Consider the following 18,900-nt stretch of genomic DNA (forward strand, 5'->3'; position numbering starts at 1 on the left):
CGCTATCTTTGGCGACAAGGATGACAGAAACATGAATGCGGGATGAACAATCCGAGATGCTGGGGTGAGGAGGAAGCCGGATTCCGGCTTCCCTAAAGCGGTCAGCCTTTTTTCGGCATGCGGGCGAAGCTCACCATCAACTGTACGCCGTTAATCAGCACCAGCAGCGCGGTGACCAGAAACACCCAGCGGTAGCCCAACGTGGCGGAAACGGTAGAGCCGAGCAGCGGCCCGACCACGTTGCCGAGATACATGCAGGATTGGTTATACCCGAAAATGCGGCCGGTCACCTGCTGGCTGCTGTATTTCACCAGCAGCGCCTGCACCGCCGGCATCAGCGCGCCGTCGGCGAAACCCAGCGCGAAGCGCAAAATCCCGAGCTGAACCGAGCTTTGCACCGCCGACATCAGGAAGAACAGCAGCGCGCACAGGAACAGCGCCACGATCAGCACCCGCTGGGAACCGATGCGATCCCCCAACCGGCCGAGGCGCGGCGCGGACAACAGCGCCGACACTCCCGGCACGGCGGCGATAACGCCGCTGATAAACGCGATATTATCAATGTTGGGGGAGAGGTCGCGGATAAACAACGTCAGGATCGGGCTGATGGAGCCGTTCGCCATCTGAATCATCATGGTGGTGAAGCACAGGCTGACAATCAGCAGCGGATAAGGCAGCGAGGCGAACACCGCCCGGCCGCTGAGCTGCGCTTTTTTGCTGACGGTAACGGCATTTTCACGGATGGCGAACAGCGTGATGAGAAAGCAGATAAACAACATGGCGGAGGTGACGAAAAACACCATGCGCAGACCGATGGTATCGGCCATGAAGCCGCCGAGCAGCGGACCGATCAACACCCCCGCCACCTGCCCGGTGGACAACGTGCCGAGCGCCCAACCGCTGCGGCTACGCGGCACCTGCGAGGCAATCAGCGCCATGGCGTTGGGAATGTAGCCGGAGGTCAGCCCCATTAGCGCGCGCAGGATAAACAGCTGCCAGACGTTGGTGGCCATGCCTTGTAGCGCCATGACGATAGACATACCGAGCGCGGCGCGCAGCAACATCAGCTTGCGGCCCTTGCGGTCGGCCAGGCTGCCCCACAGCGGCGCGACAATCGCCGAAATCAGAAACGAGGAACTGAACACCAGCCCAGACCACAGATTGAGCGCGGTGTGATCGCTAACGCCCAGATGTTCGATGTAGAGCGGCAGGAACGGCAGTATCTGGCTCATGGCCATGCCGGTGAAAAAACATCCCAGCCAGGCGGAGAAAAGGTTGAGTTTCCAGGTTTCCATAGGGCAGGTTTTTACGTCGTCAGTGAAAGGCCGGGTCGCTCCCGCGCCAGTGCCACGCTGAATTACGCGACACCGCTAGTATGGCCGCTTTTGTCTTAGCCGGGAAATAATTTTATATATCAAAGAATAATCCAACCCCGGTGATTGATGGGTTTTTGGTTGCAAAGCGGTCGTCGAACACACTGTGGTGCCCAGATAAACAAGAAAACCAAAACGTGATTCTGAATTTTTTGTGATTTGAATCACAAAAGTGTTGCGTCAGGATTCAACAAAACGTACAATCTTTTACCAGAAAGTTCACAAATCATTCATTAGCCAAGGTGATCGACGTGCGTAAATTCCTGAAAAAACTTCTGGTCGCTTACATCAATGCTTACAAAGACATCCCGCCGGGTGCCATGCATTAATTGCCCTGAGCAGACCAAAATTAAATAAGAAGGCCGCTATGACAGCGGCCTTCTTATTTTTCGTTAGGTATGAACATACAGGCGGGCTGTAATTTCTTGGGTTATTGCGTCTGTTAGGGCTGGAAGATGGGTTCAACCGCGTAGCAGCAGCGGTGGGCCGGGTGCTATTGTTTAAATTGGTTAATAAACACACATGGTTTTTGATATTATCAATCTTAACAAAGTACAACAGGCTATGCTTACAATGTCACCAGTCCTCAACGATAGCGGGAGTTTTGATATGGCGATTCTTCCAATGTCATATAGTCCTGCCACTATGGCGCGGGAATACCGGAAAATTGGCGAAACGGGTGTGAACGGTCGTGCGGTGGATATTTATATTCACAGTGATCGGCACCATGCAGTGGCAATATATGGCGAACCCGATGACGTTGATGGTGATTTACGGCATGTTGTGGTAGCAAAGATTGACCTGAAATCCCGTAACAGCGACGACGAAACCGAAACTATTTTGGCTGTCATCGGTTATTACGAGAATCTGCAACCGGTGAATACCCATCCTGCCCAGGTTGAAGGCGTGATTGTCGCCAAGCGTGAACGAAACGCCAATGTCGCCAGCGCCATGTATAAGGCGCTCATTAACGACGGCATTGTGCTGGTTAGTGATAACCTTCAATTCCCTGGAGGGAAAGCACTATGGGCGCGTATGGCACGTAAAGAGATGGGTATTGATGGTTTGTATTCGACTCAGAACGGCGTGCTTTCTGGCCGTATGACGGTGAACGGATCCGATACGATGGCCGCAGTATTCCAGAGAGCGACATCTGGAGTCTTGCGCCGAATGAATCGCGAAAAGGGGTAGTGCTGGTAGCTGAACGCAAACGAGATGAATCAGCAGTTTGATGCAGCCTCAACCTGCGCAAAAACTTGCAGCGTCTAACTTGTGGTAGAAGTTCATACCTATTGACAAAGTCCCTGCCGGCGAGTCAGGACTTTGTCTGTAGTTTTAAGGCCGCTATGACAGCGGCCTTTTTCATATCTTCGCTTTTTGCTTCGTCGGTTTTATTTCAACTCACGTGTGTAACGGCTCATCGTCTTGGCGAATCATAGTTTTAACAAAGCATAGTTTTAACAAATCATAGTTTTAAAAAATTATAGTTTAAAAAAATTATAGTCTTAACGACTCAGCGCCTGCGCAATCGCCTCGCCCAGCGCGGCGGTGTTGCCGCTGCCGCCAAGGTCCCGCGTCAGCGGCGCATTTCCCGGCCCCTGTGCCAGCACCCGTTCAATGGCGCTTAGCACCGCCGCGCCGGCGGCGTCGTGACCGAGGTGTTCCAGCATCATCGCCCCGCACCAGATTTGGCCGATTGGATTGGCGATGCCTTTGCCGGCGATATCCGGCGCCGAGCCGTGCACCGGTTCGAACAGGCTGGGGAAGGTGCGATCCGGATTGATGTTGGCCGACGGCGCGATGCCGATAGTGCCGGTACAGGCCGGGCCGAGGTCGGACAGAATATCGCCGAACAGGTTGCTGGCGACCACCACGTCAAACCAGTCCGGGTGCAGCACGAAGTTGGCGGTGAGGATATCGATGTGATATTTGTCCACCTTCACTTCCGGGTAGCGGGCGCTCATGTCGGCGACGCGGCTGTCCCAGTACGGCATGGTGATGGCGATGCCGTTGGATTTGGTGGCGGAAGTCAGATGCTTTTTCGGGCGTTTCATCGCTAGTTCGTAGGCGAATTTAAGGATGCGATCGACGCCGACGCGGGTCATCACCGTTTCCTGAATCACCACTTCGCGCTCGGTGCCGGCAAACATCGTGCCGCCGACGCTGGAATATTCGCCTTCGGTGTTTTCGCGCACGATGTAGAAGTCGATATCACCGGGTTGACGCCCGGCCAGCGGCGCTTTCACGCCCGGCATCAGGCGGCAGGGGCGCAGGTTGACGTACTGGTCGAATTCACGGCGGAACAGCAGCAGCGATTGCCACAGCGACACGTGATCCGGCACCACCTCCGGCCAGCCCACCGCGCCGAAATAGATGGCGTCAAAGTCCTTGAGCTGCGCGAACCAGTTGTCCGGCATCATCTTGCCGTGCCGGAGGTAGTAATCGGCGTTGGCGAAATCAAACCATTCCCACTCCAGCTGGATATCAAACAGTTCGGCGGCACGGGCGATCACCCGTACCCCTTCCGGCATCACTTCCTTGCCGATGCCGTCGCCGGGAATGACGGCAATGCGGTAACGCGGTTGAGACATGGCAACTCCTGAACGGTTTTTCTGATCGATTGCACTTGGGTAACAGAGAGTGTATTTATTCTGTTCGATGTAAACAATTTCGCTTCCGGTAAAGGCATTGTTGAATAAAAGAGAAGAATAAATGAGTGCAATCGACGATTTGTTGTTCTTCAGCCGTATCGCCGCGCTTGGCAGCCTGACGGCGGTGGCGCGCGAAAGCGGGTTATCGCTGCCGGCCGTCAGCAAACGGTTGACGCAACTGGAGCAACGGTTGGGGGTACAGCTGATCAGGCGTACCACCCGGCGGTTGGATTTAACGCCGGAGGGGCAATTGTACGCCGAAGGTGCGTTGCCGATTCTGCATGAAATCGAAGAACTGGAAAGTCAGGTTCGCCGTAACCAGCTAACGCTGCGCGGGCGGCTGACCGTCAATGCGTCGTTCGGTTTCGGGCGTCGCCATATTGCGCCGCTGATTTCCGCCTTCGCCCGTCAGCACGGCGAGCTGGAAGTGCAGTTGCAGCTCACCAGTCAGCCGCTCAACATGCTGGACGCCGGCGTGGATATCGATATTCGCTTCGGCGCGCCGCCGGACTCGCGGCTGGTGGCGCATCGGCTGATGGAAAATCCGCGGGTGCTGTGCGCCGCGCCGGCTTATCTGGCGCGCTGCGGCACGCCGCAGACGGTGGCGGATCTGGCCGGGCACAACTGTCTGGTGTTGCGTCAGTACGAGAGCGACTACGGTTTATGGCGTTTTTACCGCGACGGCCGCGAGTTTACCCACCGTGCTTTCGGCAATCTTTCCGCCAACGACGGCGAGGTGATCATGCGCTACGCGCTGGACGGGCACGGCATTATCCTGCGTTCGCTGTGGGATGTGCGCCCCTGGCTGTCCAGCGGCGAGCTGGTGGCGCTGTTGCCGGACTACATCATGCCGGAAGCGGATATTTACGCGGTCTATCAGCAGCGTCGGCATGTGCCGGCGCGCATTTCCGCGTTTATCGTCTGGCTGAAACAGCAGTTGCTGCAAGGGGAGGAAGGCAGGCCGCGCCTCCCCGGCGGGGAAGCGCGGAGAATTACTGGCGCACCAGACGGCCGGTAGCGGCTTCGGTTTCGAAATTGCTGCGGAACGGGTTGATGTCCAGACCGCCGCGACGGGTATAGCGGGCGAACACGGTCAGTTTTTCCGGCTGGCAGTAGCGCTTGAGGTCATTAAAGATACGCTCGACGCACTGTTCGTGGAATTCGTTGTGCTGGCGGAACGAAATCAGGTAACGCAGCAGCGCTTCCCGGTCGATTTGCCGGCCCTCGTACTTGATGACCACGCTGCCCCAGTCCGGCTGATAGGTAACCAGACAGTTGGACTTCAGCAGATTGGAACACAGGGTTTCCGCAACCACCGGCGCCTTATCGCGTACCGCATGCTGCAGATAATCCGGGTTGAAGCCGTAACCGTTCACTTCGATGTCCAGCTCGTCAATGTTGATGCCGGGTAGGGTATCGATCTGCGACGGGTAGCCGGTCAGGCCTGGGTACAGTGTGACCTTGACGTCGCCGTTGGCGGCGGCGGACAGATCTTTGATCAAGGTAGCATGCACTTCGCCGATGTCGCGAAAGCGGGTCTGGTTGAAGCTGTTAAGGTACAGCTTGAACGATTTGGACTCGATCAGGTTTTCCGAACTGGCCGGGATGATGAATTCGGCGATGCCCACCAGCGGTTTTCCCTTGTGGTTGAGCCACGACAGCTCGAAGGCGGTCCACAGATCGTAACCGTCAAACGGCAGGTCCGACCCGGTCAGGCCGACCAGATCGCGCCCGCGGGCGCGCGGCAGCGCTTCCAGCAGCGTCGGGTCGTATTTGTCCGGGTAGCTGGAGCGCACCCCCAGATGGGTAATGCTATCGTTTTCTGTAATATGCATATCGCTCAGTTCCTTGCTGGTACGGGTATGGCATGAATGTATTTTCTGAACAGCCTGCGGGTACCGTAAATAGGGCCGACGCCCAACACCGCATAGACCACTTTGATCAGAAATTGCGACAGGATCATGGTGCGGATCACGTCAGAACTCAGCACATTATAAAACGCGATGGTGCAGAAAATCACACTGTCGACGGCAGAGGCGGTGACCGTGCTGGTGATCACGCGGATAAACAGGTAGCGGGACTTGGTCAGAATCTTGATTTTGTGCAGCACCCAGGCATTGATGTTTTCGGAGATCAGGTAGGCCAGCGATGAGGCCACCAGCACCGCCATCATGCTTTCGACGATGCCGCTATAGGTCTTGCTGTATTCCCATTCCGGCAAGCCGGGGATCAGGCTGGTGACCCACAGCCCGAGCACAAACGCCAGATGGAAGAAAAAAGCGATGAGAATGGTGCGGCGCGCCAGCCGCAGCCCATAAAATTCATTCAGAATATCCACCAGAATAAAGGTCAGCGGGTAGACGAAAACGGCGGGGGGCACGACCAGATTCAGGGCCGGAATAAATATTGGTTTGACGCCGCTGACGGTGGAAAAAATATAAATGACGCAAAGCGCGGCGGTAATGATGAGGTATGCCAGCCAGGATCGTTCGTTTCTGTCGCTGATGTCGTAGGCGGTGGTGATGTCTTTGCCGGAATAGAGTTTTTTGTACAGAGCATTGAGTTCGTGCCGGCTTAGGTCATCGGAGATTTCGCTGTCGACCAGTTCCTTGAGATCCATGTGGATCATCTTGCCGGTCGATAACACCATGATATTGGCTGACAGTTCGCCGCTGTGGTTGAACCCCAGCAGCTTGAATTTCCTGTTTGCATCCATTTATATCCTTTCCTCTATGATATATCCCAGCAGGACTGCGTCCTCGGGGCGTTTTCTGTCTGCCATGTCCGGCGAATCCGGGATGTCGACAAAAAATCCGGTGGCAGGAGAGTGACAGAGTATCGGCGTATCCGGCACCAGCGCAGGCGGCCGTTTGATGATGAGCAGCGCGCCGGGGTAGAAAGCGTCGCCAATCGGCGATTCGATCTGTACCGCCACCATGTTGGATTCCTCTCCGAAGAAATAGGTCAACGGATATTGAACCGCTAACTGACCAATCTTGTGCTGCCGTGCCAACAACAGTTGCGACTGCGGAACGATGGGAATCGCCGCCGGGTTTTTATTGCCTTCAAAAGAGACGGTATTGTTCAGGCGCTCGACCTTTTCCAGATCGTAATCTTCGATTTCCTCACAGGACACGCCGAAGAAATCGGAAATACGATTGATGGTGGATTGCTGAACCTTGTTTACCCTACCTTCAAGAATTTTGTAGATAGTGGTGCGCGTTACCCCGGTACGATTAGAAAACGAGGCTTTGGTTTCGCCTCGGGTACGCATCAGATATTCAATATTTTTAATGATATTAGTTTTGCGCTGAGCATTCGTTGTTTTCATGGTCATCCCTTCTCAGGTCAGTTCTCAGACAGGTTCATCTTACGATAAAGCGTTACGTTCACCTATGCCGCCGGAAAGAAAAAAATCGGCAACCGCGGCGTGTAGCGGGCATGTATGACGGAGAAAAACAGGGGGGATAGTATGAACTTATTCAGTTTATTGGTGGTTGCTGTAATGGCGCCGTTAAAAATAGACACTAAAGATCATAATGTGTCCATTAATCTGTTGACTTGACTGTTTTTATTGCTATAAGGTTTAGAAAAATTAATTAATCTGTGTGATACAGATAATTTACTATAACCATAAGATATAGTTAATAAACTAATTGGTTGTTTCTGACGTCACTGACGCAGACCACCATCAATCCGACACCAGGGAACCCAGAACGGACGCTTAGCAGAGAGGTGAGAAAATAAGGGAGCGTCATTATCGATGACACACGCCGACGACGCTGCGCTTTGACGCAGCGTTGGCGTTTCTGGGGCTATTTGCCGCCAGCCACATCAATCTCCAGTCAAATTAATCTCCGGTCACCTATCACGTCGCTGGCTTGATCTTGATCCGACAGCCGCCCGCATGGATATGAATATCGTTATAAAGAAAGACGGGCGTTCCGCGCCGACCTGATGCCGACGCGGGACGAGGCGTGATGAGCGCTGCGGGTTATTGCGGCGTTTCCGTCAGCGTAATGGCGTCGTACATCACCATGCCGCCCAGCAGTTCCAGCGTGATGCGGTTGCCGCCCTGTTGCAGTGCGCCCGCGGGCAACGGAATATGCGCTTCATGGTAACGACCGCTTTGCATGGCGCCCCGGTAGATGGACTTATCGTTGTCGTACTTCAGCGTGGTCAGCAACTGGCCGTTGAGCCTCACCGCCAGTTGCGGTGAACTGGCCGGCGTGGTCATGCCGTTGTTGCTGGCGGCGGCGATAGCGATATTCAGGGTGTAAGGCTGCTCGGGCGTGCGGGTGTTGAACAGGATATGCCAGCTACCCGGTTGAGTCTGGGCGTAGTACCAGTCCTTACGTTCGCGGCTTTTGCCGATCTCGAAGATCAGGTCGGCCGGCACCTCGGTTTGCCAGCGATACTGACGTGGCTTGTCGCCGAAGCGGAACTCGTCGGCCCGGCGGTCGGCCTGACCGATGGCCCATGCCAGCGGCGCAGGTTGCTGCGCGTCAATTTGGCCGAGTCGGGTTTTCTTGCCTTCTACCCGCACGGTTTGTTGCGCCAGCAGGCCGATTTGCGTGCCGCCATCGGCGTAGGCCGACAGCCGATATTCACCCGGCGGCACATTGCTCAGGCTGAAACGGCCGTCGCGGTTGGTGCGGGCGCTGAACAGGTAACCGGTAGTCTGAATATCAAAGTTTTCCGCGCTGCTGTTCAGCACCACCGTGGCGTGAGGCGCCTCGGTGCGCAGGCGGCCGCTGACGGTGGCGCGCTGGCGTGGATAGCGCGCATCGTCCAGCCAGCGGTAGGGCCAACTGGCGCGCTCATGCTCGGCCCGGCGGCTGACGTCCGCCACCAGTTCCCGGTCGTTGCCCTGATTGATGTACAGCAGCCACGGACCGTAGAGTTTCTCAAAACCCGGCTGCGCCACCATATCCGGGGTGCCGAAGTGAGAACCGGTAAGATAGTTCAGGATAATCGCGTCCTGATGCACCAGCAGTTCCTGTTTCAGCGCGTCGCCTGAGTAATACTCGCCGCTGGCGGGCACCATCCAGGCGCCGTAACCGTTGCCCATCACCCCCCAGTAGCGGCTTTCGCGTTGATAACCGGCAAAGTCGTATTTGGAGTAGACGCTACCGTCAGGCAACCGCCAGGTTTCATCCTGCACTTTCGGCAACTGCTCCAGTTCGTCGTACAGTAGCGGCGTGCCGCGCCGGATGCTGTTGAACAACGTGTCCAGCCGGGTGGCGTCGAAACGGTAAACGTTGCGCAGTTCGCTGACCGTCACCGGCGCTGAACCGGTGTTGGCGGCCACCACATAACTGTAAAGGCCGCTGACGTCGCGGGTCATGATCAGGTGATATTCCAGCCGCAGTTTGCCGTTCTGGTCGTCGATATAGGCCAGATGGACCTGATCCGGCGTCTGTTTGATCACCTCCAGTCGTTCCGGCACGAATTCGTTGACGCCGCCGGAGTAGTAATCGAGGTAAAAACTGCGGTTTTTATCCGGATCGCGCGCCGCGCCGGAGAGGCGGGAAATCAGGTTGGTGCCGCCTTTCCACACTTCCTTCGCGCTGCCGTCCGCGCCAAAGCGGACTTTCAGCAGCCCGTTGTCCAGCGTACTGTTCATGCCGTCGAGCGTCAGTTTCACCGCGCCTGTCGCCGTCAGCGGCAGCACGAATATCAGTGTCAACAACGGGGTACGCCATGCCTGCAGAGGTTTATTCATGTGCATCGTCCATTTGTCTTGTGATGTGTGGTGCGTTGTAGGGAGAGGAATACAGCAGTACACAGCCTAACGCGGTGATGAATGGCGCTCCTTTGTTGGATGGTCATCCGCGGGGCGAAGGTGGCAATAGCGCGAAGATCGGCGCGATCGGGATCATATTTGTCGATTCGGATGGTGTGGGGCTGCACTTGGGCTATTGGCGGTATAATTCGGTGAAAATCAGGTTATTTTTTTTAAAATCAACAAATTATATCGATAAGTAATTGAATAACACTCCGCTGCGGTTTTTCGCTATTATGCATTCCTCTCAAACCTGTACCTGATAGGCGCTATGGAACGTTTTCTGGAAAATACGATGTACGCTGCACGGTGGCTGCTGGCTCCGGTTTATCTGGGGTTATCGCTGGGATTACTGGCGCTGGCCATCAAGTTCTTTGAAGAAATCTGGCATGTCCTGCCGAACATCTTTTCCATCGCGGAATCCGATCTGATCCTGACGCTGTTGTCGCTGGTGGATATGACGCTGGTGGGCGGGTTGCTGGTGATGGTGATGTTTTCCGGCTATGAAAACTTTGTGTCGGCGCTGGATATCGGCGAGGACAAGGAGAAGCTGAACTGGCTGGGCAAAATGGACGCCAGCTCGCTGAAAAACAAAGTGGCGGCGTCGATCGTGGCGATTTCGTCCATCCACCTGCTGCGGGTGTTCATGGATGCCAAGAACGTACCGGACAACAAGCTGATGTGGTATGTGATCATCCACCTGACTTTTGTGCTGTCGGCCTTTGTTATGGGCTATCTGGATTGGCTGTCCCGCCACGAACATCATGCCCATCATGGCGCCGACAAGGCTCAGGATAAGCATTAAGTCTCGTCATAAGCATTGATAACGATGCGTTGCTGCCATGAACGACGCCCCCGGTCGATCGCCGGGGGCGTTTTTTTCGCCCGTCAGGCGCGAAACCGGGCGACAGCGGCGCTGTTGTCGTGTGATACAGTTTGTGCTGTGTGCGATCTACGGAGACGATGAGCCATGCACCGACTTCCTCCCCTGCCGGCGTTGCGGGCCTTTCTGGCCGCCTGCCGGGCAGGAAGTTATACCGCCGCGGCCGAAGAACTGAATGTCACCCACGGCGCCATCAGCCGCCAGATCCGTATTCTGGAAACCTGGCTGGGGCAGACGCTGTTCGTACGCGCCGGCCAGTGCATGGTGCCGACGCTGCATGCGCAGGCGTTTGCTAAAGAGATGAACGACGTGCTGGCGGTGATGGACGAAGCCGCCCGCCGCTATGGTCGCGGTGAAGCCACCCAGGTGCTGCGCATCAGCGCGCCCGCTACCTTCACCATGCGCTGGCTGGCGCCGCGACTGCCGGCATTTTATCAGGCCAACCCCGGTACGCTGATTCAGATTCACACCGCGACCACCCAGCAACTGGCGATGACCAGCGGCTTTGATCTGGTGATTCGCCTTGGCGTGTTCAACAGCGACCGCTTCAGCGCGTTGCCGTTTATGCAGGAGCATTACACCTTGCTGGCCGCGCCTTCGCTGCTGGCCCGTCAGCCGCTCGCCACACTGGCGGCGGTGACGAACCACACGCTGCTCGACACCGAAACCCGCCCGGGCTTCTGGCCGCAACTGTTTGATTTGGGCGGGGTGGTCGACCCCGGTACTCTCAACTGGCTGCGGTTTGATCACTTCTACGTCACTTACGCCGCCTTGATCGACGGGCTGGGCGTCGGGCCGGGACCGCTGCCGCTACTGGCGCGCGACGTGGCGCTAGGCCGGCTGACGGTGCCGTTGCCGGATCTGCGTATCGCCGAGCGCACCTACTATTTGCTGACGCCGGCCGGGCTGGCGAAAACTCGTCTGCATTATCGTTTTGAGCGCTGGCTGCAGGAAGAAGGCGCCAAACCGGATAATGCGTGACCCGCACTGATTCCTGACCCACACTGATACCTGACTCAAACTGATATCTGGCTCACATTATTGTCATGCATCAACGGTACGGTGGGGCGGAATGACCGAATAAGGAGGTGGTAGCCATGAATTATGTGCAGGAAATGCGTCAGTTGATCGGGCATCGCCCGCTACTGCTGGCCGGGTCTAACGTGATTGTGCTCAATGCGCGCCGGCAGGTACTGTTGCAGCACCGACTGGAGGGCGTCTGGGGATTACCCGGCGGTCTGCTGGAATTGGGTGAATCGCTGGAAGAGGCGGCGATTCGGGAAGTGCGTGAAGAAACCGGCTTGCAACTGAACGCGCTCGATTTTCTGAAGGTGTTCTCCGGTCCCGATCATTTTTTTACCTTGCCTAATCAGGATCAGATCTACGTGATTACCGCTCTGTATGTCTCCCATAGCTGGCAGGGCGATATCGTGGTGGATAAAACCGAATCGCGGGACGTGCGTTTCTTTGATCTTCAGGCATTGCCGACGCTGGGCGATGAGTACCGCGAATACCTTGATTATTTTCTGTCATTGCCGTTATTACCGTCATTGCCGCGCTAATGCGCGGGCAGCGTTTCCCACAGCAGCGACAGACCGGCGATCAGCATCATGCCGTCCACCAGCCGGTTGAACAGGGCATCGGACAGGCGCAGTACGAAGCGTTTGCCGATATACACCCCGGCCACCTGCGTTAGCCCGACCATCAGCCCGGCGCACAACACCGACAGCGGCAGCGCGCCGACCACGCCGAAGGTGGCGGCTTTGGTCAGGTAGATCACCAGCGACGCGGCCGATTCGGTCGCCAGCAACGCGCCTTTCAGCAGGCCGTAACCGGCAAATAGCGGCAGCGTCAGCGGGCCGGTGGAAAACACCACGCCGGTGAGGAAGCCGACCACGCCGCCCGCCACCGCCAGTTGGCTATCGTTCAGGCTGAAGGCGCGCTGTCGGGCCAGATGGCGTAGCGGAATCAGCAGCAGAAAAAACAGACCGATGCACAGGCTGGATAAGCGTACCGGCATCGCCCACAGCAGGCTGGCGCCGATTATCGACGCCGGGATGCCGGGCAGACAGTAGCAGCCCAACGCCCGCAAGTTGATGGCGTTACGCCACAGGATAACCTTGGAAATGTTGCTCATGGTGGCGGCGATCGCCATGATCGGCACCGCCGCCTGCGGGCCGAACGCCCATGCCAGCGCGGGCAGCAGAATGATGGAGCCGCCGGTGCCGACGATGCCGCTGACGCTGCCGGCGAACAGGCCGAGAAGAAGAATCAGGATGTAGCTCACGAGTGACCTCGCTGTGCGGATTGAGTTGTCTGCGGCGAGCATACCTGTGTGATAAGTGAATATCTCTGACGAAAAAATCACGAATACGTGAGTTAAATTCACACATTGGGTGACGCGGAGGCTACGGCCGCAAACGCCTTGACAGCCAATCTTCCGCTCGCATAGGGTGGAAACGGCAGGCGCGATGGACGGGTGAAATCCGCCGGCCGACGCCAATGGCGGTTTTACACACAGCCTGACGTATCCGGTAACGAGAATAATAAACAAGGTGCTGCAACATGAGTCTGACGACGTATCTTGGCAAACAGGTGCTGGGGGTGCTGGCCTGTTACCAACAAGGAAATGTGGTAATTCATATCTGTGGGGTCTATCCGCGCGCCGACAACAGCCTGCGGGTATTTTTCCCCAAGGGGCATGACCTGACGGTGGGTGATCTGGCGACAGTGCACCTCGACAATCGCACCGGCGTTGATGAGTTCGACGCCAATATTTCGGTGTACCGCGCCTCATACAAGGGGCGGGTGGTCAGCGTGGATGACGACTGGGTGATTCTGGCGCCGCGCGAGTGCCAGCTGTTGCATGGCTTTACGCCGGTGGTGGATATCCGCGAGCCGGGTTATGCGTTCCCGACCGATCTCCGGCCGGAACGACCGGTGCCGTTTACCTCCATGACCGCGCTGCCGGATACCGAACGCAAAGATTTTACCAATAAGGTCGGCGTGCTGGTGACGATGGCGGAAGAGCAGCCGCACACCACGGTGCTGGCGTTCCTCTCCTCGGTGGAGGACGATATTTTCCTGATTACCTTCCCGGAAACGTTCAAATCCAAACTGCTCAAACGTAACCCGCACTGCTTTTTCGCCATGGATGAACGCTCGCACTACACCTTTGAACGTTCAATCGAATGGAATTACACCCTGATTGAAGGCGATGCTCACCTGATCGACCCGGCAACGCCGTTGTTTGAGGACGTCCGTCACGCGTTCATCAATAAAAACCCGTGGGAAATGGCGTTTTTCCTGCGGCCCAATCTGGAGATGTACCATATCAAGAGCAGGCAGCTGGTTTGTCCCGGCTCCCGTCAGCCTATCGGCGATGCGTGAAATAACGCAGCCTGATAATATCGATTGGCGCCCCGTAATTGCGGGGCGTTGTTTTATTTGATGCTGAAAATAGAGCGTATTGAAACGTCATTTCTATTTTATGACAGATTTTAATAACTGCTTTACAAGCAGAGTGTTATCTATTTTTATTCGCTTGTTGAGATTGTTCTGTGGTGGCGTCATTCGTTATCTGGTTTTGTTTTTTATATCAACGGTATTTGTTTTTATTATCAATCGGCGCTGCGTTAATTATTCTTGCGAGGATATTTCTTTATTGATGGGCAGTAAAATAAATAATGGGTCGTAACATGCAGGGCGATGGTTTGGCGTATATTTATTTGCCCCGCCATCTTCGGTAACGATAGCAGGGCAGCGCGGTAAACGATGTTATTTGAAATCTACCGTCATCAATTCCGGCACGCTGAATTGACGGGTGGTTTCGACGCACTTGCCCACATATTCGGTAAAGCGCGGCGGGGTTTTCATACCCAGTTGCAACAGCTTGCGGTTGCTGAACTTGACATTCAACTGGGCGAACGAACCGTACAGACGCATGGCGCGCAGCATCAGGCGTTCGTTGCAGGGGCCGTACAGTTCGCTGAAGCTGCTGCGCAGTTTGATCAGGTCGTGGTAACTCACCTGACGGTAGGCCTCGCCCATCGGCGGGCGCGCCGCTGCCTGCGCCATCGCCATATCCACTTCGCTGAAACTCACGCTGGAGGCTTCGCCGGCGGAAATATGGTAGATATCGTCGACCGCCTGATCGCTGTGCAACAGCATCAGGATGGCTTCGGCGCAGAAATCCACCGGGATGACATCGATTTTATCGTCAAGCGAGCACATGAATCTCTGGAGTTTCATCGCCATCTCGAACACCCAGTAGATGCTGCTGGACGGCTTACAGCCCAGACGGGAATGGCCGACGATGATCTACGGGCGCACAATCAGCAGCGGCATGGCCGGGCAGTGTTCACGCATCAGGTTTTCGATGGTGGCTTTGGACAGGGTGTATTCGACGATGTGCGATTTTTCCGTATCCAGCAGGTTGGATTCCACCACCACTTCGTCCTGATTCGGTACGCAGGACATCGCGGTGCCGATCTGAATGAATTTTTGCAGCGATTTAACCTGGCTCATCCGTTTGGCAAAGGCCAGCGTGCCTTCCACGTTCACTTTCCAGATCAGCGGATTGTTGCCAAACGAGGCGATTGCCGCGCTGTTGATAACATAGGTGACGCTGTCCAGCGCCGGATGTTGAAGAAATGATTCAGGCTCCGCCAGGTCGCCGATAATAATATTGTCTTCTGTTAAACGAGATAATAATGGTTCCGAAATATCAAATTTACGCAAGTTATTTAGGATTCGTTTAAGTCCGTTCTGTTTATTGCTGGCTCTGACTAACATAAACAAATTTTCAATTCGCTCGTCCTGCAGCGCTTTTTCCATAACAGCACCGCCCAGGAAGCCTGTTGCTCCGGTGATGAGTACCGTTTTCATGATGTTAAGACCATTTTATGTAATAGGGAGGTGCTGTCTGAATTGCGCTCAGATGCAGCGGCGACATTCTATTTCAGTGGGTTTTCGCTTTTCAATTTCCCGGTCGGCTTTTCTTATCTTGTTGTCGTTCCGTTTAGTTTTTTAACTGTTCCGTTATTTTTTTTAATTTAATGTCGCTGCCATTGCTGTAATTGATTGTGTACGAATTAAGAAATCAAGCGCTGAATTATTAAACCTGGCGCGGGTGTCAACGTCTGGGGGGAGCGAGTGCCGTCGATTTCTGCGCGCCTGTCATCGGCGGCGGTCAACATTTCGCGCTATGCGGCGGGGTGAAGGTGGAGTGAAGAAAAGAACAGAGCAGCCTGTCGCCACCGAGCGCTGCAAGCGTGGTCGGTGGCGACAGAGATTGAATTAAAACGTATAAGTAACAGCAAATGTCCCTTCGCCCTGATCGGCGCGAAACACGATGGGGCTGTTCGAGGCTTTATCGTTCAGGCGGGTATAGCTGCCGCTGAGCGTGGTGGCCCAATGCGGATCAAACTGATGGGTCCAGAACAGCGAGACTGACTGGCCGTACAAACCGCTGCCGGCCTGATAGGCGCGATAGCCGGAGTTCTGGCTCTGCTGCTGGTTGACGCCGTAAAACAGGTTGTTATAGCGGGCGTCGCCGAACAGCAAGGTGCCCTGAGCGCCCAGCGTATCCGATTTGTCCTGGAACAGAATGCTGGTCAGCGATGTCTGGTATTGCACGCCCTGGCTGTCGGTCAGCGGCAGAATCGCCTTGGCTTCCACCGACAACTGGTCGGTAAATTGCCAGCCCAGCGCCACGGCGGTGTTCAGGGCGCTGTCAATGTCGCCCATGCCGCGCAGTTTGTCGGAACCGGGACGGAAAGAGGATTTCTTGTCGGTGCGCCCGATGGAATAACCCAGCGTGTGTTCAAGGTAGAACTGGCCGAACTGCAGGTCATAACCCGCGCCTTTGGCGGTATCGAAAAAGAACGCGCCCTGACGAGCCTGAATCACCGGCAGCACATCCCAACGGCGTTCATCCGAGCCGCTGTAGCGCGGCCCATTGTGGGCGGCGAGGCCGAGGGTGACGCCGTCTTGCTGACCGGGTGCGCTATCGTCGGCCCAACTGATGTTGCTGCCGGCGAAGAAAAGAGTAGCTATATAAAAAGGAATATGTCGCACTATCATCCTGACTTGACTCCTAAGACGGGTAAATGTTGTTGCCTGTAACAGGTGTTTTCGTGCATCCCTGTACGAGATGCTGGTTAGTATACGCATCAGCGTCAATGTACTGTCAGCAAATCATGAAGAAATTATCAAGAGAACCACGATGAGTCCGAAACGCATTCTGATAATCGAAGATGACACGGATGCTGCCGGCGTGCTGGAAGCTTACCTGAAACGCGACAATTTCCAGGTGTTGCTGGCGGGAGATGGGGTGAACGGTCTGGATATGGCTCAGCGCCTGAAGCCGGATCTGATCCTGTTGGATGTGATGCTGCCGGGCATGAACGGCACCGAAGTGCTGACCGCTCTGCGCCGCAAAAGCGATGTGCCGGTGATCATGGTCACCGCGATGGGCGACGACACCGACAAGATCGGCGCGCTGCGGTACGGCGCAGACGATTACGTGACCAAACCCTATCACCCCGGCGAGGTGGTGGCGCGAGTGCAGGCGGTGTTGCGGCGCACTTGTGGGGTGATGACGCCCGGTCGATCGTTGACCTTCGGCTCGCTGGAGGTGGATCTGGATGCGATGGTCGCTACCGTGGCCGATGCACAAGGCCAGCGCCAGTTGCTGGATTTGACGCCGACGGAGTTCAGCCTGTTGGCGACCCTGTTGCGCGCTCAGACCCGCGCCTTTTCCCGGCAGGAACTGCTGGAGGCGTGCCTGCCGGACAGCGACGCGCTGGAGCGGGTGGTGGATACCCACATCTATAATCTGCGCAAAAAACTTGAAGCGGTCGGTATCGGCGGGGTGCTGCTGACGGTGCGTGCGGTTGGCTACAGGTTTCGTCAGCCATGAATAATCTGCCTCCTCTCTCGCTGTGGCGCTGGCTGTGTATTCGCATTCTGTCGCTGGCGATTGGTACGGTAGTGCTGATCGCCACCTGCATGTGGCTGCGGTTCGCCATCTGGAATCTGTGGGTGCGCCATACCATGCCGGAAGCGGTGCGTCATGAGTTTGCGGCATTACAGATCAATCCCGATCTGAACCGCACCCGCTATTACGAGATTCTGGATACCTGGTACGGTCCTAAATCTTTCGACCTGTCTATTGTCTCCGAGGATTGGTTGATCCTGGGGGTACTGGTGCTGGTTGCTATTCCATTGATTGTGATGCTGGGGCTGTGGGCGGCCCGGCCGTTGTCGGTGCAATTCAGCCAACTGGCGATGTCGGCCCGCGCGGTGGCTCGCGGGCAGTTCGCCACCCGAGCGCGTACGGTGCCGGGCGCACCGGCGGAGTTGACGCTGCTGACCCAGGACTTCAATGCCATGACGGCCCAACTGGAGCGTTACGAGCGTGAGTTGCATGCCTCGCATGTGGCGATGGCGCATGAATTACGCTCGCCGCTGACGGCGGCGATGGGCCGGTTACAAGGGATGCTGGACGGCGTGTTCGAGCCTGATGCCCAACAACTGCAGATGGTGATGAACCAGATGCTCAACCTTAATCGCCTGATTGAAGATCTGCATCTGTTATCGATGGCCAGCGCCGGGCAACTGGCTATCGACAAGACCCGACTGAACCCGGTGGAACTGCTGCGCGACCGTATTGCCTGGCTGAAGCCGAATGCGGAAACGGTCGGTTTTACCATTACGCTGCATGCCGATGAGGAAGGGTATTGTCTGGCGGACCCGATTCGGCTCGGGCAGGTATTTACCATCCTGATGGATAATGCGCTGCGTTATGCGGTGGAAGGCAAAATGCAGCGGATTGAGGTGGCGCGGCAGCAGAACCGCTGGCAGATTTGCTTTCGCGACTACGGCCCCGGCGTCAGCGAGACATTCCTGCCGCATATTTTCGAGCGCTTTTCCCGCGCCGATACCTCGCGGGCACGCCATTCCGGCGGCAGCGGACTGGGGTTGTCCATCGCCCTGGCGATTTGCGAAGCGCTCGGCGGCAGCCTGACGGCGGAAAACCACCCGCAAGGCGGCATGTGCTTTACTCTCGAACTGCCGGCGGTGTGACTCACTCAAGGGAGGCGGCCGGGAGCGAACCGATTTTTCAGCGTCCTTGACGGTTTCTTGATGAAGCGTGGAAACAATCTGGAAATGCGTGCGGTGTAATGGCGACCAGTGAGTAACAGG

17 protein-coding genes and 1 pseudogene are annotated in these 18,900 nt (G+C 56.1%); 9 read left to right on the forward strand and 9 right to left on the reverse strand.

Translation table 11 applies throughout. The features are described from left to right. Positions 1-101: 101 nt before the first annotated feature. A complete protein-coding gene (locus DDA898_RS04790; protein ID WP_038900445.1) occupies positions 102-1,295 on the reverse strand; it encodes a multidrug efflux MFS transporter in 1,194 nt (397 codons plus the stop codon). Positions 1,296-1,624: 329 nt separating this feature from the next. Here DDA898_RS04790 and azuC point away from each other — a divergent pair, with 329 nt between their 5' ends. Beyond that, positions 1,625-1,702: a stress response protein AzuC gene (azuC, locus tag DDA898_RS23885; protein ID WP_224063015.1), complete on the forward strand. Its 78-nt coding sequence runs from the start codon at positions 1,625-1,627 to the stop codon at positions 1,700-1,702. Positions 1,703-1,895: 193 nt separating this feature from the next. Next, complete coding sequence (locus tag DDA898_RS04795) at positions 1,896-2,564, forward strand: hypothetical protein (RefSeq protein ID WP_236616704.1); 669 nt, start codon at positions 1,896-1,898, stop codon at positions 2,562-2,564. A gap of 314 nt (positions 2,565-2,878) precedes the next feature. Here DDA898_RS04795 and DDA898_RS04800 read toward each other — a convergent pair whose 3' ends face one another. After that, positions 2,879-3,964 carry a tartrate dehydrogenase gene (locus tag DDA898_RS04800; protein WP_038910394.1) on the reverse strand — a complete coding sequence of 362 codons (1,086 nt, stop codon included), beginning with the start codon at positions 3,962-3,964 and terminating at the stop codon, positions 2,879-2,881. A gap of 121 nt (positions 3,965-4,085) precedes the next feature. Here DDA898_RS04800 and DDA898_RS04805 point away from each other — a divergent pair, with 121 nt between their 5' ends. Then, positions 4,086-5,042 carry a LysR family transcriptional regulator gene (locus DDA898_RS04805; protein ID WP_038910395.1) on the forward strand — a complete coding sequence of 319 codons (957 nt, stop codon included), beginning with the start codon at positions 4,086-4,088 and terminating at the stop codon, positions 5,040-5,042. Here the strand turns inward: DDA898_RS04805 and queF are convergent. The 4 genes from queF to DDA898_RS04825 all read right to left on the reverse strand — a co-directional run bounded on the left by queF (position 5,017) and on the right by DDA898_RS04825 (position 9,749). Then, a complete protein-coding gene (queF, locus tag DDA898_RS04810) occupies positions 5,017-5,859 on the reverse strand; it encodes an NADPH-dependent 7-cyano-7-deazaguanine reductase QueF (RefSeq protein ID WP_038910396.1) in 843 nt (280 codons plus the stop codon). The genes DDA898_RS04805 and queF overlap by 26 nt on opposite strands. A gap of 5 nt (positions 5,860-5,864) precedes the next feature. Continuing rightward, a complete protein-coding gene (locus tag DDA898_RS04815) occupies positions 5,865-6,740 on the reverse strand; it encodes a queuosine precursor transporter (protein WP_038910397.1) in 876 nt (291 codons plus the stop codon). Further along, positions 6,741-7,355, reverse strand: a complete 615-nt coding sequence (locus DDA898_RS04820; protein ID WP_038912441.1) for a helix-turn-helix domain-containing protein — start codon at positions 7,353-7,355, stop codon at positions 6,741-6,743. A 663-nt stretch (positions 7,356-8,018) separates the two neighbouring features. After that, positions 8,019-9,749 carry a polysaccharide lyase family protein gene (locus DDA898_RS04825; protein WP_038910398.1) on the reverse strand — a complete coding sequence of 577 codons (1,731 nt, stop codon included), beginning with the start codon at positions 9,747-9,749 and terminating at the stop codon, positions 8,019-8,021. A gap of 331 nt (positions 9,750-10,080) precedes the next feature. Between DDA898_RS04825 and DDA898_RS04835 the strand changes: the two genes are divergently transcribed. The 3 genes from DDA898_RS04835 to DDA898_RS04845 all read left to right on the forward strand — a co-directional run bounded on the left by DDA898_RS04835 (position 10,081) and on the right by DDA898_RS04845 (position 12,254). Next, positions 10,081-10,614: a TIGR00645 family protein gene (locus DDA898_RS04835; RefSeq protein ID WP_013316660.1), complete on the forward strand. Its 534-nt coding sequence runs from the start codon at positions 10,081-10,083 to the stop codon at positions 10,612-10,614. Between the two features lie 165 nt (positions 10,615-10,779). Beyond that, a complete protein-coding gene (locus DDA898_RS04840; RefSeq protein WP_038910401.1) occupies positions 10,780-11,673 on the forward strand; it encodes a LysR substrate-binding domain-containing protein in 894 nt (297 codons plus the stop codon). Between the two features lie 116 nt (positions 11,674-11,789). Continuing rightward, positions 11,790-12,254, forward strand: coding sequence for an NUDIX domain-containing protein (locus tag DDA898_RS04845; RefSeq protein WP_033111654.1), 465 nt, complete (start codon positions 11,790-11,792; stop codon positions 12,252-12,254). Here DDA898_RS04845 and DDA898_RS04850 read toward each other — a convergent pair. After that, positions 12,251-12,979, reverse strand: coding sequence for a sulfite exporter TauE/SafE family protein (locus DDA898_RS04850; RefSeq protein ID WP_033111655.1), 729 nt, complete (start codon positions 12,977-12,979; stop codon positions 12,251-12,253). The genes DDA898_RS04845 and DDA898_RS04850 overlap by 4 nt on opposite strands. Before the next feature lie 278 nt (positions 12,980-13,257). Between DDA898_RS04850 and DDA898_RS04855 the strand changes: the two genes are divergently transcribed. Continuing rightward, positions 13,258-14,082, forward strand: a complete 825-nt coding sequence (locus DDA898_RS04855) for a hypothetical protein (protein WP_038910402.1) — start codon at positions 13,258-13,260, stop codon at positions 14,080-14,082. A gap of 387 nt (positions 14,083-14,469) precedes the next feature. Here the strand turns inward: DDA898_RS04855 and DDA898_RS04860 are convergent. Both DDA898_RS04860 and DDA898_RS04865 read right to left on the reverse strand, forming a co-directional pair. After that, positions 14,470-15,579 (reverse strand): annotated as a pseudogene (locus DDA898_RS04860) (SDR family oxidoreductase). A 411-nt stretch (positions 15,580-15,990) separates the two neighbouring features. Continuing rightward, positions 15,991-16,776: a MipA/OmpV family protein gene (locus tag DDA898_RS04865; protein WP_038910403.1), complete on the reverse strand. Its 786-nt coding sequence runs from the start codon at positions 16,774-16,776 to the stop codon at positions 15,991-15,993. A gap of 142 nt (positions 16,777-16,918) precedes the next feature. On the opposite strand from DDA898_RS04865, the gene DDA898_RS04870 reads away from it, so the two are divergent. Both DDA898_RS04870 and DDA898_RS04875 read left to right on the forward strand, forming a co-directional pair. Continuing rightward, positions 16,919-17,614: a response regulator gene (locus tag DDA898_RS04870; RefSeq protein ID WP_013316666.1), complete on the forward strand. Its 696-nt coding sequence runs from the start codon at positions 16,919-16,921 to the stop codon at positions 17,612-17,614. Next, positions 17,611-18,780: a sensor histidine kinase gene (locus DDA898_RS04875; RefSeq protein WP_038910404.1), complete on the forward strand. Its 1,170-nt coding sequence runs from the start codon at positions 17,611-17,613 to the stop codon at positions 18,778-18,780. Before DDA898_RS04870 ends, DDA898_RS04875 begins: the two co-directional genes overlap by 4 nt. Positions 18,781-18,900: the final 120 nt, after the last annotated feature.

Origin of the sequence: Dickeya dadantii NCPPB 898 (assembly GCF_000406145.1) — a bacterium.
In the GTDB taxonomy this organism is placed as follows: Bacteria; Pseudomonadota; Gammaproteobacteria; order Enterobacterales; family Enterobacteriaceae; genus Dickeya; species Dickeya dadantii.